Genomic DNA, 14,046 nt, shown 5'->3' on the forward strand with positions numbered 1-14,046 from the left:
ACCGGCCAGTGGCAGGGCGCCCGCCGCGGCCTCACCGGCATCAGGTGACCGACCCATTCCCGTACGTTACGCAAGGATGCTCCAATCGCCCAGGGTGTTTCGCCTGTTCAGCACCACGGGACGGGAGCGAAACCGTCACAATTCCACGCGGCGGGAAAGAAGAATCCTTTTTCGGCAAGTCGGCGTGGCCGGTCACGAGACCGATGACCTGCGCGACGGCCACGATGCTGGCGCCTCTCAGGCCGCGTGGAAATCGGCTGGCTGGTCGAAGCGATGCGGAAGTGCCGGGGCGCAGGTGTCTTCCGGCGTCCCACAAGTGCTGGGGGTGCGTGCGTGCTATCTCGTGCCACGAACGCCATCGCTTGCGCTGCTCACACTTTGGTGACGCAGACGAACCCGAGCGACCGCAACCCCTCGGACCGGCACAAGTGATCTGAGGCACCGTCGGCCTCAGTCTGTAGAAGCTGGTAGGCGGCCCCGTTCTCCTGTCCCCAGCTCATCGCCGCGCGCCACAGAGCGCGCCCGAGGCCGCGGCCCCGCTGCTCGGGAAGGATGCCGAAGTACTGCGGGAGCAGGCGGGCGGCGCCGCGTGAATCGGGCATGACCTCCATCGGTCCGATGGCGCCCACGACACGCCCCTCGTCGACCGCGACCAGGACGGGGCCGACACCGCCGGCCCTTATACGGTCGTGCAAGAAGGCGAATCCCTCGTCGGCAAGCAGCTCGGCGAATCTCGGGAACGTCGCTTGCACAGGTACCGGGCAGTCGGTGAGTGGGTGTACCCCTTCGGGGGCGTGGGCCGGATACTCAGGGCCGAACTCGCGGAGTTGGACGCGGGTCACCTGACCTTGAGTGGCCGGCTGTTCTTCCGGGCCTGCGAACGAGACGACGCGACCGGTCGCCGCGTCGTGCGTGGCACAGAGTTTCACGGCGAGTTCGGCGGCGAGGTCGTGCCCGTCGGGGTGCGTGCCGTACAGGTGGACGCTCACTGTGCCCGCACCCCGCTGCGAGAGGGTCGGCAGCATCGTCTCGTGAGGGCTGTGAGCGATGTCCTCGACGAGCACGCGTTCGGCCTTCGCGTCAGACCATCGTTGGTCCTTGTCGTATGGGAGGAAACGGCCGGTAGGGGCGTTGGCGACAACGTCGGCGAACAGTTGCGGACCGAGCGTGTCGGGGTGCACCGGGCCGATCGTCGGGACGTACGGGGCAGTGATCTCGGGTCCTAGCCAGTCCCAGCGGAATCGCATGGCGGCACATTACTCGCCTGCCACACAGGGCTCAGGCCCCGCACGAAAGTGTCGGGGCCCGAGCGGGATCGAGCGGTTGTGGTCAGTGCGGGTTGTCGTCGCCCGCTTGGCACGAACACATTGCGCTGTCCATGACCTCGTCGAGCCGCGGTACCACGGTGACCGTGGTGACCGGGGCTGCGGCGGGCGCGACGGGACGCGTCGCGTAGGGCACGGTCCCCAAGGGCTGAATCGGTGCGATCTCGACGGATACGGCTGTCATGCGGCTTCACCCTGCCTTTTTCATCCCGTGCTGACAGTAGGTTTCCTTCTGTGCCCCCGCCTCCTGGTAGTGCTTGGCAAGCGGACGGCACACAACGCACCGGCCGGCGAGCGTGCAGCCTGAGCAACCGCCAGTGCGAAGCATGAGTCGGTCGGCGACGGCGCCCAGCCGTGCGAGGCCGTCGAGCCCTTCCTCGGCGAGATTGATTTGATCGTCACGCCCGATCTTGCAGATCGAGGCGAGGCCGTGCGGGTCGACGTGGAAGAAGGTGTGTCCCGCGTTGCACCCGGTGAACGGCTTTCGCATCCGCAGATGCTCTTTCGACTGAGCGGTGAGCGACTCGGCGCCTCCGTAGATCGTCGGCGTCATGTTCGTGTAGACGTTGTGCTCGATGCCCCACTGCTCGGCGAGCGCGACCATCTGCTGTTCCCCGTGCGCGCTGTCCTCGGTGACGATGATCGAAAGTCTCAGCGGCAGCCCCGCCTCGCGGGCGGCTGCCATGCCGCGTTGGAACAGTTCCCACGCGCCACGGCGCTGGGTCAACTCGTCGTAGCTGTCCTTCGTGGCGCCGTACATCGACACGGTGACCCGGTACGGCGGGAACCGCTCGAACATGCTCAGCAGGTTCTCGCGCCACAGGAGGGAGGCGTTCGTCGAGACCGTGAGCATCATGCCCATGCGGAACGCTGCCTCGTAGGTGTGCATGAAGTGTTTGTCGACGGTCGGTTCGCCGCCGGTGATCTGGAAGAACAGCACCCCAGCATCGCGGACGACCTCCAGCACCTTGAGTTTGTCGGCGAGCGACATGCCAGAGAAGACCTTCAAGCCGAGGTAGCAGTGCTTGCACTGGTAGTTACAGCCGAGGTTGATTTCCCAACTCGCCCGCGAGTAGCCGTGCGCGGACGGCTCCCGAACGAGTAGGTAGTCGGTCATGGCGCGGTCGCCGCGGTGCGTACCCCACCGTTCGCGGACGGCGTCGAGCAGCCACGGCGGGGCGGGGGCGTCGCTGCCGGCTACGCGCCGCAGCTCCTCGTAGTTCACTTCGGGGAGCAATAGCCCGGACGAGTCCCCAGGACGTACGAGCATGTGCTGTTCGAGGAACGGGCTAGCGATCAGTTCGTGCATGTCCCCTCTTCTCTTCCGCGGGAGGTGGGTCCACCCCTGCCGGGGCTTGGCTCGTGGGGGAGCACGGTGGGTAGTCACCGGCAGGGGCGGAGTTCGTGGGCTATCGCCTCGGGTCGGCTGCGATGGCGAGCGGCACGACGATGGCGATACACAGGAAGATCCACAGCAGTACCGCTAGTCGCTGCCGCATATCTCCTGTGCTCCTTCGGCGGGACACACGTCCGCGATCTTCGCTCGCCACTCGTATCCGCCGTGTGGTGGCAGCAGCCACACGCACGAGGGCGTTTCCTCCTGTACATACGGCTCACCCATGCCGTGTACTACGCCCTCGCGGTTGAGGGACATGTCCACCACGCGTGCGCCGATGTACAGCCATCCCGGTACCTCTACGGTCATCTGCTGCCTTCCGGTACGAGCGGCCGGGCAGCCCCGGTCACGAGGTCGAGGTAGACCTCGATCTCATGGGCGGTCCAGTAGTACGGGTCACCGTGCCGAATTCGGTACGCGGCCCCGGCGGCGAGGGACACCTCGTCTATACGCGCCACCCATTCGCGGCCACCGCTGACCGGACGAAGCCACACGCGCGAGGCAGTCGAGGCCATCACCACGCCCGTTCGGCCGCGGCGCCTGTCTGCCAAGTGAGCCCCGACGCCGTACGGTGCGTTCTGCCGCGCTCGCGGACTGATCACGGGTGAACCCCCTCGAAGGTCTGCCTCATGACGTGGTGCTTCATCAGTGCACCGCGTCGGCGGTATCCGAGGGCGCCCGGCGACCGGACATTTAGGCGGACGCTTTCGCCTTCGCTCGTTGATTAAGTCAGTACCCTGAAAAGGGAATTGTCCGCACGCAAGGGGAAGCGCATGGCAGGTGCAGGCGTGAGCAGACTCGCGCGGTTGCGCAAAGCCAGGTACACGCAGGTGACCTTTGTTGCCGCGTTCGCCCGAGAGGCTGCGCGTCTGGGCGTCGATGCGTCGGTGAGCGTCCGCCAGCTCCGACGGTGGGAGAACGAATCTCCTCCGCCGTTGCCGCACCCGAGCCAGCAGGACGTCCTAGAAGTCATGTTCGGCGTGCCGCTCGCCGAGATGGGGTTCGAGGTCCCACCTCGCCGGAACGAAGCGGCTCGGAGGATCGGTGACGATGGAGAAGTGAAACGTCGAGCATTCGTCACCGGTACGGGGGCGCTCGCGGCAGCGGCGATTCTCCCCGATCAACACGGTCCGCGCATCGGCACGAACGACGCGGCGGCACTCCGGGCCGACCTGGTCGGCCTGTACACGGTCGACCACAGGTCCGGCGGCATTCCCGCCAAGGCTCGCGCCAAGCAGCTTGAGCAGCAGATCACGCGGACTCTGAGCAGTAGCGTCTACACGAGCCGAGTCGGCCGTGAGCTGCACACGATGGTGTGCGAACTCGCTTGCCACCGTGCTTGGTTCGGGTACGACGGGGGACCGCCCGACGAAGCCCGCGCCGCCTGCATGGAAGCGATGACTGCGGCACAGCTCATCGACAACCCCCTGTTGCAGGTCCGCGCGCTCAACACTCTGTGCCTGCTCGCCGTGGACGCAGGGCGGTACTGGGAAGCCGCATCGGCGGTCGAAAACGCCTATGGCCTCGCGCGCCGGGCGGGTGCGGGGGCGACGGTGCGCCTGGTGATCTCGCTGCGTGAGGCGAGCGCGGCGACGCACTCAGGCGACCTGCCGGGCGCGCGTCGGGCGCTGAGCCGTGCCGTGTCCTTTCAGGGACGTGCCGATACCGATGCTGAGGTGCCGCGGTGGGCGCGGTTCGCCGGGCCCGTCGAGGTCGACTATGCGACGGCGGCCTACTACTCCCGAGAGGGCCGCCCCGAGCGGGCCGTGCCATTCCTGCGCTCGGCGGTCGCGGGCCTCGGGGGCGGCTACACCCGCAATACCGCTTGGTACCGTGCACGGCTCGCGCAGACATTGCTCGACACGGACGAGGTAGAGGATGCGTGCCACGAGATGACGGGTGTGCTCGATGCCTGCGGTGGAGTGTCGTCGGTGCGCCTGCGCCGCCGCCTGCGCGCCTTCGAGCGGGCCGCTGTACGCCTCGGTGCTCCTGTAGCGCGCGACGCGGTCGAGCGCATCCGCGAGATGACGCGGGGTGGGAGCCGATGACGATCACGATAGAGCGCATGAGTGGTGCGGACGCAGCGAAGGCCGAGGACGCGTTCGCCGTGGTCTACGCCGAGGCATTCGCCGAGCCGCCCTACAACAAGTCCGAGAAGGACGTCGAAGCGAACTTCCGGCGGTTCCGCTCGCAGGTCCGTAAGGCAACGTTCCGAGCCGCCCTCGCCCGCGCTGGCGACGGTGAGCCGATCGGTATGGCCTACGGCTACCCTCTCAGCCCTGCCACTGGCTGGTGGGGCCGGCTGACTACGCCTGTACCCGACGAACTGCGCCGTGAGGACGGGCACCGAACGTTCGGACTGATCGAACTTGCGGTGCGCGCCCCGTGGCGTCGCCTCGGCGTAGCCCGGCGCCTGCACGAGGCAGTGCTCGCCGATGCCACGGAGGAACGGGTACTGCTCAACGCACGGCCGGATGTCGAGGCTGCACAGGCTGCCTACCGGTCGTGGGGGTACCGCAAGGCCGGCGAGGCTCGCCCCTGGGACGGGGCCGCCTTGCATGACGTGATGGTCCTTGACCTGCAGCGGACGCCTACGTAAGCACGGTCGGACGGTCGTCGACTCACGCCCCTTCGGGACTGGACTGCTCGGGAGCGGAGACGAATGCGCCGCGCTGCGGAACGACGAACAGCGTCCCCTCGTCCGCAAGCACGCGAACGGCTTTGCGTGCGATCATGCGAGCGACGCCGAACTCGTCGGCGAGACGCTGCTCGCCAGGCAAGGGGCGTAGCGGATTCCAGCCGCCGCGTTTGATGCGGGCGCGCAGCACGCCGGCGATCAGTACGTACACCGGCACCGGGCGCAATGGGGTCACAGTGCCTCGGTGCTGAGAAGCCGTGACACATCTCGGTTGTTGGATTGAGCCCGATGTGGGCGCTGCCGAAGCAGACGCGTTCGACCTGAGCCTTCGCCCTGGTGTCTCAGTGACTTGTCGGCGGTTCCGTCTCGTCGATCTGGCGAAATCCGCAGACAGATCGGGCATCTTGCTGGCCCGGACAGATTAGTGAGGCGCTTGGCCTGCGAGGTCTCCTGTGTCGACGTCTCAACGACAGAACACCGAGACGTCGACATTTCTGATCATCCGACGCGCCGTACAGACCACGCGTAGCGTTCCCAGTATCCGGCCAGAGACGCGTATTCCACACTTTTTCCTGGCCTTGGCGCGTTGATCATCTTGTGCCCGCCGGCGTAGATGCCGACGTGTCCCCAGCCGTCCTTGTCGAAAATGATCAGGTCGCCGGGGCGCATCTGGTCGCGGGGCACGGCGACGCCGACGAACCGCTGTTGCTGTGAGGTGCGCGGCAGGGTGACGCGTCCGCCGGTGCCCTGGTAGACGGCGTAGGAGGTCAGGCCCGAGCAGTCGAGGCCGCCGCCGGAGGGTCCGTGGATGCCGCCGCCGCCCCAGACGTAGGGCACGCCGAGCTGGGTCATCGCGGCGCGCACGATCGGACTGGAGCCGTGGTCGTCCGTCCCGCCCGCCCCGGAGCCCGGGCCGGTGCTGCGGGGCATCGCGGCGTAGGCCTTGGCCTGGGCGAGGACCTTCTTCACGTACCAGTCGGCGTGGTTGTAGGAGTAGATGGCCCGGTACAGGCCGTCGCTGGTGCGGGCCTTGGCGCCGTTGGCGCACAGCATCCGGGCTGCGGCGTAGACCGCGTCGGTGGGATCCCACGGGCTGGGCGGGTTCTTCCCGCCGGGCGGCACGGGGTGGGCGTACTGCTGGAAGGTGGAGGGCAGGAACTGCATCGGTCCGACGGCCCCGGCGCTGGAGCGCATGGTGGGGTGGCGTCCGTGGTCGGTCTCGACCTTGCCGATCGCGGCGAGCACCGACCAGTCGAGACCGAGGCAGGTCGGCGCCGCCCGCTGGTAGAGAGCCAGCATCTGCGGGGGAATATCGCCGACGTGGCCGCTTGGCACGGTGCCGGACGTGCCGGTTGTCTCCTGGTGGCCGGCGGCGCCGTTGGCCACCGCGGCGATGAACAGCACCAGCACGGCGACCAGCGCGGCCGGGATCAGGCCGAGGCCGGTGACCACGGCCGTACGCCCCGCGGCCTTCACGGTCGCCTCCTGGGCCGCGGGGCGCGCGCCGGCGGAGGCTGGCGGCGCGGCGGGGCGGGCGGCGTGGCCGACTGGTTGGCCGCGCGGGTGCGCGTGCGGATGCGGTGCAGCCGCTGCTGCAGGCTCGCCTGTTGGCTGGAGGCCGGTGGCGTCGCCGGACGCTGGGGGATGCGCTGGGTGCGGCGGCTGGGCCGCGGCGCGGGGGCTGGCGGCGGGGGCGCCTGCCTCGGCGCACGACGACCCGCCGGAGCGGGGGCAGAGGTGGTGAAGAGGTTCTGCAGGCGGCTGGGGGTGCGGGGTTGGACGGGTGGCCGACCGGTGCGGACGCGGTGGCGGTTGAGGAGCCAGCGCAGGCCGGTGCCGCGTTCGTACTCATCAAGCCAGTCCCGCACCGGGCCCTCGTAGGTGGTGTAGGCCTGCTGCAGACGCTCCTTGAGCTGTGCGGCGGCGTCGGTGACCCGGCCCTGCGCTGCCTGGGCTGCCACCACGGTGCGCCGTGCGGCCCGCGGGCCGTAGACCGGCAGGCCGTGGGTCGCCTTGTAGCTGAGCGCGCCCAGCCGCAGGCCGGTACGCCCACCGGCGCGTACGGTCTTCTCGGCGCCGCGGGCCAGGCGGCCGGCGCCCTGGGCCAGGCGGCTGGTCAGGGCGCGGGCGCTGCCGGCCCGGCCGAGTCCCGCGCCCGCTGCACCGGCGGTGCCGCCGGTGGCGGCCATCGCGCCGAGCATCAGCGCGGCGGTCCCGGCCCGGCGCAGGGCGCCGTGACGCCGGCTGCCCGTGCCGTCGCCCGGGCCGGACGGAGCGCCAGCCCCTCCGAGCTTGGAGGCGCCCAGGCGGGCTTTGAGGCGGGTGGCCGCCTGGTGGGTGGCGCGGGTCAGGCGTTTGCGGAAGACAAGGGCGCCCAGGCACAGGATGTCCACCAGGACGAAGCGGACCATGATGCCGCCGGGCATGTCGGTGGTCTTGGCGGTGACGACGGCGGTGACGGCCACCACGAAGACGCCGAGCGCGACGACGAGGACGACCAGCAGGGCCAGTCCGCGGGTGATGGAGGCGCCGCGCGACCACAGCCACGCGCGGCCGGGGCCGGGCAGGGTGCCGGCGACCAGTGCGGCGCGCAGCAGCATCGCCTCGTAGGCGAGCCAGACCTGGGCGGCGAGGTAGCCGCCGGCCAGCGCGATGACTAGTGCGCAGACCAGCAGGGCGGCCAGGAGCATGAAGGCGGCGCCGGCCAGCTTGTCCGCGGAGGCCTTCTTGGCCTCCTTGGCGTCGCCGGTGACGCAGGCTTTTTCGAACTTCTCGTCCGGCTGGGGGCCGAAGGTGTCCAGGGCCCACTGGCCGGCCTTGTCCCGGACGAAGTCTTCGATCTTCCCGCCGATGCCGGGCAGCATGACGTCGCCGCCGCTGGGCAGGTCCTTCATGGCCTTGGTCTGCTCGGCGACCTTCTGGTTGATGAAGGCCTTGTCGATGCGGGAGGTCGTGTAGCGCGAGGCGCAGGTGCCGGTGAAGGTCTGTCCGTAGGTGAGCAGCTGGGCGGGCTGGACGACGAAGGCGTCGACGAGCTTGTCGGTGATCGGCGTGGTGATGGTCTTCAAGGTTTCCCCGGCTGCGGTGCCGGCCGGCTCCTGGCCGCCCATGACGATGGCCGCGCCCGCCACCCCCAGGTCGCGGGCCTTGCCGACGGCGCCGTCCGCGCCGAGCAGGCTCTGGGGCGGTGAGGCCAGGCTGGTGGCGGCCAGCGCCGAGATCACCAGGGAGGCGGCCAGTTCGCCCCAGCCGCGGGAGCGCTGCCCGAAGAAGAAGTGCCAGGCGGCGGTGATGCCGGAAAACGTCAGGAACAGGGCGGGCATGCCGGTCTGGACCAGGACGCTGGTGTAGAGCGAGTCGGATACGGCGAGCGCAGGCTTGAGCAGGAGCTGCGCCAGCTTGAAGCCCAGCGCCCAGGTCAGCAGCCAGCAGGCGAACGCCACCAGCCACTTGACGGCCATGAACAGCACGTTGGTCAGCCACGCTTCGACCTTCAAATCCCAGTCCGACCACGCGCCGCTGTCGGCGTCCACCGAGAACGTGGAGACGGGGATGCCGTGTTCGTCGGTGATGCGGAAGGAGTCGAGCAGGTCGTCGTGGCCGATCCCCAGGCGATCCAGGGTCTGGCGCAGTCCGTCCTTCTGCGCCCACAGCTTCTTTCGTTCCTTCAGTGCCTTCTGCGCGGCTGCCTTGCCGTGTGCCGTGTCCGCCCAGGCCTGCCCGCCGGCCGGGCCCGGCGGGTCGGCCGAGCCGGCGGGTGGGGAAGGCGGCTGCGTGCTGGCCGCGGGCGGTGGGGGGCCGGGAGCCGCGGCCGCAGGAGCCGTCCCGCTCGCGGTGAGGACGGCGGCGACGCACATCACCAGCGCCAGCCGCCACAGGCTCCCCGGCCCGCCTCTCGCCGTGTGCCCGGCCCGGCGCAGCCGCGTCATGCGGCCGCCACCGGGTCGGAGTGGATGGCGGCGGCCGCCTGCGGGTCGGCGGGGATGACGACCTGCATGCCGGCGATGCGTCCGTACAGGTCCCGGTGCAGGCACTCCCCCGCCCGCTGGGCCTTTTCCTCGTCGGGCAGGTTGAGCGGGGACAGGTTGTTGGTGACCGTCTCGATGAGGTCGGCATCCTCGGGGTCGAGGTCGAGAAAGGCCAGAGCGCGCTTGGCGAGCGTGACGTCGGTCTGGCGGAAGAGGAACTTGCGGGGGAACAGGCCGCGGATGACCTGCCCCAGCTCGCTGGCGCGCGGGCCGATGTCCTCGGCGTCGTGGGAGCCGACCAGGACGCCGGCGTTGTGCTTGCGCCCGTCGCGCACGAGTTCCAGCAGCAGGGCCATACCTTCCGGGGAGGAGGTCAGCCACCAGCATTCGTCCCACACCGCGACGGCGAATTCCTCCCGCACGTCGAAGCAGACCTTGCGGCACACCGCGGCGATCAAGTACAGCGCCGCCCGTCCGAAGCTCTTCTCGAACTCGAGCTTGGCCAGCCGGTCCGCGCTCAGCTCGTGTTCCTTGGGCAGCGCGAGGTTGGCGACGGCGAAGACGATGGTGTCGGCCCGCGCGACATCGGCCACCGGCAGCGCGGGGTCGAAGACGGTACGGGCCAAGTCCTTGCGCGCGACCGCCGTCAGCCGCCGGGCCAAAGCCTGGGCGGCCGCATCCCGGCGGCCGCGCTCGGTCAGGTCGGCCATCAGCTGCGCCATCGACGGCTGCGGTGCGGCCAGGACCGTCTCGATGGCCTCCGACAGGGCCACGCCCATCTCGTCCATCGGGGCGATGCCCAGCAGCAGCGTCAGGAACGACTCGGTGCGCCGCTGGGCCTCGGTGCGGTCGGTGATGATGCGCAGCGGGTCGAGGGAGACCTGCGCCTTCTCATCCAGGGTGATGACCTGGGTGGTGCCGGGGCAGGCGGTGGCGAAGCGCACCCATTCCTGGTCGGGGGTGCGGTCGACGATGGCGGCCCGGCCGCGGCTGTTGGGGCGCTGCAGGCGGCGGCCGGCGGCGAGGATGCCGTAGACGGCCGCCTTCATGGCCAGGGACTTGCCGCCGCCGAGTTCGCCGATGAAGGCGGCGGAGGCCGAGGCCTTCTTGCGCGGGCCCAGTGACCAGTCGGTCAGCACCGGGCGGGTGCCGCCGCCGGACAGCTGCAGCCCGTACAGCGGCCCGCTGCCGTCGCCCAGCTCCGAGGCGCCGAAGGGCCCGGCCATCGCGAAGTCGCGGGCCAGCAGCACCTGGGCGTAGGCGGCCATGACCTTCGGGGTGCGGGCGCCGGGCAGCATGCCGTAGAACAGCCGCTCCTGCTCCCCCACCGGCCGGGTCAGGGTGTACTCGTTGCCGGCGAAGTACGTCTTGAGGTCCGCCACGCGGGCCTCCGCTTCGCCGGGGGTGGCGCCCCATACGCACAGCACCACCATGGCCTGGACCTCGACTTCGCTGTGCGAACTGGTCAGGGCGGTGCGCAAGTCGTGCAGGTCCTCGGCGGCCCGCTGGACGTGGGCGGGCACGCCGGCGCTCTCCGCGGCGTACTCCTCGGGTTGGCCGGCCACTTCGCGGGCCTGCTGGCGGGCTTTTCGCTCGGCGACGCTGCCGGGGGTGACCTTCAACCGCACCGTCCAGTCGACGGGGAAGGCCGCTTCGTCCAGCGCGGCCAGATAGTCGGAGCCGGGAAAGACGAACCGTTCCGGCATCTCCGCCAGCATCATGAACGCCTGGTAGCTCTGTCCCCATTCGGTGCTCGCCTGCAGCCAGCGGCGCGCGAGCGGGCTGCTGCCGGCCTGCCGCGCCGGGGCGGTGTCGGGGGCGGGCCGGCCTCCTTCGGCCAGGAGCACCTGGCCCAGCGCCGCCGTGCCGCGGCCGCGGCTGTACACAAGCTGGTCGCCCGGGTCGGGCAGCAGCGGCTCCAGCACGCCGCGCCGGGCACTGTGCCCGTAGATCCACAGGATTTCCGCTTCGCTGGCGGGCCGTACGTCCACGTCTGCGGGCCAGGCCGCGGCCAGGTCGCGGGCCTGGGCCAGGCGCCGGGCCTCCTCGGCCGCGCTCAGCGGGGCGGGCAGCAGCCCCAGCTGCAGGGCCAGTTCGGCGCGCGCTGCCGCGAAGGCCGCACCGGCGGCCTGGCGGCCACTGCCGGCCGGCAGTGGCACGGCCAGCCAGTCGGTACGGCCGGTCAGCTCCATGGTCTCCAGCTGGTCCAGCACCCGCAGGGCCAGCTCGGTGTAGCGCGGGCACGCGTCCAGGTCGATGCCGTCGGTCATCTTGCGTACGACCGCGGCCGGGTCGATCTGGGGGCACAGCGACAGCAGCATCGACTCGCCGCCGAGCTGCTTGACCAGAGCCTCCAGGGTGCGCAGCCGCCGCTGCTTGAGGGCGAGGGAGGACTGCGGGTGGCCGCTGCCGGCTACCCGCCACAGGGCCCAGCAGGTGCCGTGGTGGGTCCAGATGACGTTGCCGGCCACATGCCGGACGGGGATGCGCATGAAGTCACCTCGAAGTCGCAGAAGGGGCGTCGGGCGGGCCGGATATCCCGGGGGTGCGGGCGGCCAGCAGGGCCTGGACGCCGGAGGCCACCTGGGCCGGGCGGCCGACGTCCGCGGGGGGATGCGGCGCCGCGGTATGGGGGCGGGCCAGGGTGGTGGGGCCGGGCGGTTCCGCCGCGCTCTCGGGCGGCTGAACGTTCAGGGAGCAGATGCCGGCCAGGGCCGCCGGGCGCCGCTGCCGCACCGGCCGGCCGTGCAGCCGTCCGGTGCCGCCGCCGGCCAGCAGGCCCAGGGCGCTGGCGACGGTGGCCAGCGGGTTGCGTCCGTCGTGGCGGATGCGTCCGACCGCCAGCGCCAGGCCGTAGGGCACGGCCAGCAGCGGCAGCACATCGACGATGCCGTGCCGGGCCCACAGGCCGCTGGTCAGCAGCATCAGCCCCAAGGCGGCGCCGGCCACGGCGAACTGCGGCACGGTGTACGGGCCGCCCCACAGGTGGCCGCCGCCCGGCAGCCGGCCGATGACGGCGCGGTGGCGGCGGGCCTTGGTGTAGCAGCGGCCGACCAGGAGCTGGTCCTCGGAGGTGCTCACCGGCCGTCCTCGCCCGGCAGCTTCTCGCCGCCGGTGAGCACGGGTGCGCTGACGCTGTGGTGGGCGTCGGCGGTCTTGATGTCCTCACCGATCTTGTCGCGCAGCACAGTGACGTTGGCGACGATGGCCAAGACCGCGGCGCCCCCGATGGCGACCACCACCGTCTTGAGCACCGACTTGGTCTGGCCCCAGGTCATGGCGACCGAGACCAGGTACATCACGCCGAGCACCACACCGACCAGCAGGGTCTTGATGCGGGTGCCCAGGGTCTCGGCGTCGTCGAGGATGCCGGCCAGCTGCACCAGGTCAAGGGAGGTCATGAGCGAGGTCCTTTCGAAGAGTGGGGCGAAGCAGAGGTCGTGGGGTGAGGTGAGGCGAGGGCTGGCGCGCCCTGGAGTGCGGCGATCTCCCAGCGGCCGGCGCGGGAGCGCAGCTCGATGGCGTAGGTCAGCGGCTGTTCCTTGGTCTGCTCGGTGTCGGCGGTGACATCGACCAGCAGGTGCCGGGTGACGCCGTCCGGCGGGCGCTGGGCCGCGGCGCCGTCGGCTGGGCCGTGGCCTTGCTCGGCGTACTGGGTGACCTTCACCGCCCGGTACGGCGCCGGACGGACCGGTCCCAGTGCGGTGCCGGGGGCCAGGTAGCGGTCCAGCTGTCCGGCTTGGCCGTCGGTCAGGTAGGCGGCGAAGAACGCTTGGAGGGTGGTGGCGGCCGGGTCGGAGGGCAGCGCCGCATGGGCGGGCCCGTAGGCGAGTTCGGGGGCGGGGCCGGTGGCGGGGGCGGCGATCTCGGCGGGCAGTGCCGTCGCGGTCAGGGTCCGGCCGCCCGTACGGTCGTCGGCGCGTACGGGCACCTGGAAGTAGCGCAGGGCCGCGCCCGCTGAGGCCGTGGGGGTGACGCGGGCGGCGACGGTGACCGACCAGTAGCCGTCGCAGACCGGCCGGACCTGGATGGCCGAGGCCGCCTGGGCGTGCTGGCCGCTGGCTCCGGCCGGCCAGGTCATGTGGCGGGCGGCCGGGTAGAAGCGGGCGAGGTTCGCCTCGGCGCCGTCCCCGGCGTCGAGGTAGGCCAGGATGAACTGCTCGGCGAAACCGGCCGGGCCGGCTGCGTCCCGGCCGTCCGCCGGGCCGACTGCCGGTGCGCGGGGCGTGGCGGTGGCCACTGGCGCGGGCGGGGCCAGCAGAGCCCAGGTGCCGAGCAGCGGGCCGGCCGCCAGCAGCATCCACATGCCCCAGCGCAGCAGGGCGGTCAGATTCGCCGTGGCGCCGGTCGACATCGACGTCGTCCAGCCGGTGTCCGCGGCGTGGCCGGCGGGCGGCTCCTCGGGCGTCTCCGGTCCGGGCTGCCGCAGACGGCGGGTCCAGGGCGTCTTCATGTGGTGCCTCCCAGGGGCAGGCTGTGGCCGGCCAGTTCGGTGATGCGGCGCTGCAGGTCGGCTTCCGGGCGCTGCCGCAGGGTGTGCAAGGAGGCCAGGACGGCGTCGGCGTCCTCGGCGAGGAAGGCCCGCAGCCGGTCGTGGGTGCGGGTGTCGAAGGGCTGGCAGACCAGGGCGGCGCCCAGCTGGATGAGCAGGTGTTGGGCGCGGGTGACGCGCTCTTCATCGGCATTCAGGGGCGCCTTGTCGGCCTGGGGCATGGAGAT

General features: G+C 71.0%; 15 protein-coding genes. 2 read left to right on the forward strand and 13 right to left on the reverse strand.

Annotation, left to right across the window (positions count from 1 at the left end):
* Positions 1 to 371 precede the first annotated feature (371 nt).
* The 5 genes from ACZ4Z1_RS34600 to ACZ4Z1_RS34620 form a co-directional block, all read right to left on the reverse strand.
* Positions 372 to 1,181: a GNAT family N-acetyltransferase gene (locus ACZ4Z1_RS34600; RefSeq protein ID WP_468490628.1), complete on the reverse strand. Its 810-nt coding sequence runs from the start codon at positions 1,179 to 1,181 to the stop codon at positions 372 to 374.
* 148 nt (positions 1,182 to 1,329) lie between these two features.
* Positions 1,330 to 1,509 carry a hypothetical protein gene (locus ACZ4Z1_RS34605; protein ID WP_468490629.1) on the reverse strand — a complete coding sequence of 60 codons (180 nt, stop codon included), beginning with the start codon at positions 1,507 to 1,509 and terminating at the stop codon, positions 1,330 to 1,332.
* A 6-nt stretch (positions 1,510 to 1,515) separates the two neighbouring features.
* Positions 1,516 to 2,634, reverse strand: a complete 1,119-nt coding sequence (locus ACZ4Z1_RS34610) for a radical SAM protein (RefSeq protein WP_468490630.1) — start codon at positions 2,632 to 2,634, stop codon at positions 1,516 to 1,518.
* Between the two features lie 174 nt (positions 2,635 to 2,808).
* Positions 2,809 to 3,030, reverse strand: a complete 222-nt coding sequence (locus ACZ4Z1_RS34615) for a hypothetical protein (RefSeq protein ID WP_468490631.1) — start codon at positions 3,028 to 3,030, stop codon at positions 2,809 to 2,811.
* On the reverse strand, positions 3,027 to 3,179 hold the full coding sequence (locus ACZ4Z1_RS34620) for a hypothetical protein (protein ID WP_468490632.1): 153 nt from the start codon (positions 3,177 to 3,179) through the stop codon (positions 3,027 to 3,029). Before ACZ4Z1_RS34620 ends, ACZ4Z1_RS34615 begins: the two co-directional genes overlap by 4 nt.
* 330 nt (positions 3,180 to 3,509) lie before the next feature.
* Here ACZ4Z1_RS34620 and ACZ4Z1_RS34625 point away from each other — a divergent pair, with 330 nt between their 5' ends.
* Positions 3,510 to 4,769 (forward strand): hypothetical protein, encoded by a 1,260-nt coding sequence (locus ACZ4Z1_RS34625; protein ID WP_468490633.1) that lies wholly within the window; start codon positions 3,510 to 3,512, stop codon positions 4,767 to 4,769.
* Positions 4,766 to 5,320 (forward strand): GNAT family N-acetyltransferase, encoded by a 555-nt coding sequence (locus tag ACZ4Z1_RS34630; RefSeq protein ID WP_468490634.1) that lies wholly within the window; start codon positions 4,766 to 4,768, stop codon positions 5,318 to 5,320. The genes ACZ4Z1_RS34625 and ACZ4Z1_RS34630 overlap by 4 nt, the downstream gene beginning before the upstream one ends.
* A 22-nt stretch (positions 5,321 to 5,342) precedes the next feature.
* On the opposite strand, the gene ACZ4Z1_RS34635 is transcribed toward ACZ4Z1_RS34630, so the two are convergent.
* From ACZ4Z1_RS34635 to ACZ4Z1_RS34670, 8 genes are all read right to left on the reverse strand, one after another.
* Positions 5,343 to 5,594, reverse strand: a complete 252-nt coding sequence (locus tag ACZ4Z1_RS34635; protein ID WP_468490635.1) for a GntR family transcriptional regulator — start codon at positions 5,592 to 5,594, stop codon at positions 5,343 to 5,345.
* 263 nt (positions 5,595 to 5,857) lie between these two features.
* The gene (locus tag ACZ4Z1_RS34640; protein ID WP_468490636.1) at positions 5,858 to 6,835 is read right to left on the reverse strand and encodes a C40 family peptidase; all 978 of its coding nucleotides are present in this window, start codon (positions 6,833 to 6,835) and stop codon (positions 5,858 to 5,860) included.
* Entirely contained in the window at positions 6,832 to 9,288 is a 2,457-nt protein-coding gene (locus ACZ4Z1_RS34645; protein ID WP_468490637.1) for a hypothetical protein, read from the reverse strand. The genes ACZ4Z1_RS34640 and ACZ4Z1_RS34645 overlap by 4 nt, the downstream gene beginning before the upstream one ends.
* On the reverse strand, positions 9,285 to 11,819 hold the full coding sequence (locus ACZ4Z1_RS34650) for an ATP-binding protein (RefSeq protein ID WP_468490638.1): 2,535 nt from the start codon (positions 11,817 to 11,819) through the stop codon (positions 9,285 to 9,287). The genes ACZ4Z1_RS34645 and ACZ4Z1_RS34650 overlap by 4 nt, the downstream gene beginning before the upstream one ends.
* Before the next feature lie 4 nt (positions 11,820 to 11,823).
* Positions 11,824 to 12,408 carry a hypothetical protein gene (locus ACZ4Z1_RS34655; RefSeq protein ID WP_468490639.1) on the reverse strand — a complete coding sequence of 195 codons (585 nt, stop codon included), beginning with the start codon at positions 12,406 to 12,408 and terminating at the stop codon, positions 11,824 to 11,826.
* Positions 12,405 to 12,728: a hypothetical protein gene (locus tag ACZ4Z1_RS34660; RefSeq protein ID WP_468490640.1), complete on the reverse strand. Its 324-nt coding sequence runs from the start codon at positions 12,726 to 12,728 to the stop codon at positions 12,405 to 12,407. Before ACZ4Z1_RS34660 ends, ACZ4Z1_RS34655 begins: the two co-directional genes overlap by 4 nt.
* Positions 12,725 to 13,780, reverse strand: a complete 1,056-nt coding sequence (locus ACZ4Z1_RS34665; protein ID WP_468490641.1) for a conjugal transfer protein — start codon at positions 13,778 to 13,780, stop codon at positions 12,725 to 12,727. Before ACZ4Z1_RS34665 ends, ACZ4Z1_RS34660 begins: the two co-directional genes overlap by 4 nt.
* Complete coding sequence (locus tag ACZ4Z1_RS34670) at positions 13,777 to 14,040, reverse strand: hypothetical protein (protein ID WP_468490642.1); 264 nt, start codon at positions 14,038 to 14,040, stop codon at positions 13,777 to 13,779. Before ACZ4Z1_RS34670 ends, ACZ4Z1_RS34665 begins: the two co-directional genes overlap by 4 nt.
* Positions 14,041 to 14,046 lie beyond the last annotated feature (6 nt).

The organism is Streptomyces sp. NPDC030165 (assembly GCF_055573595.1).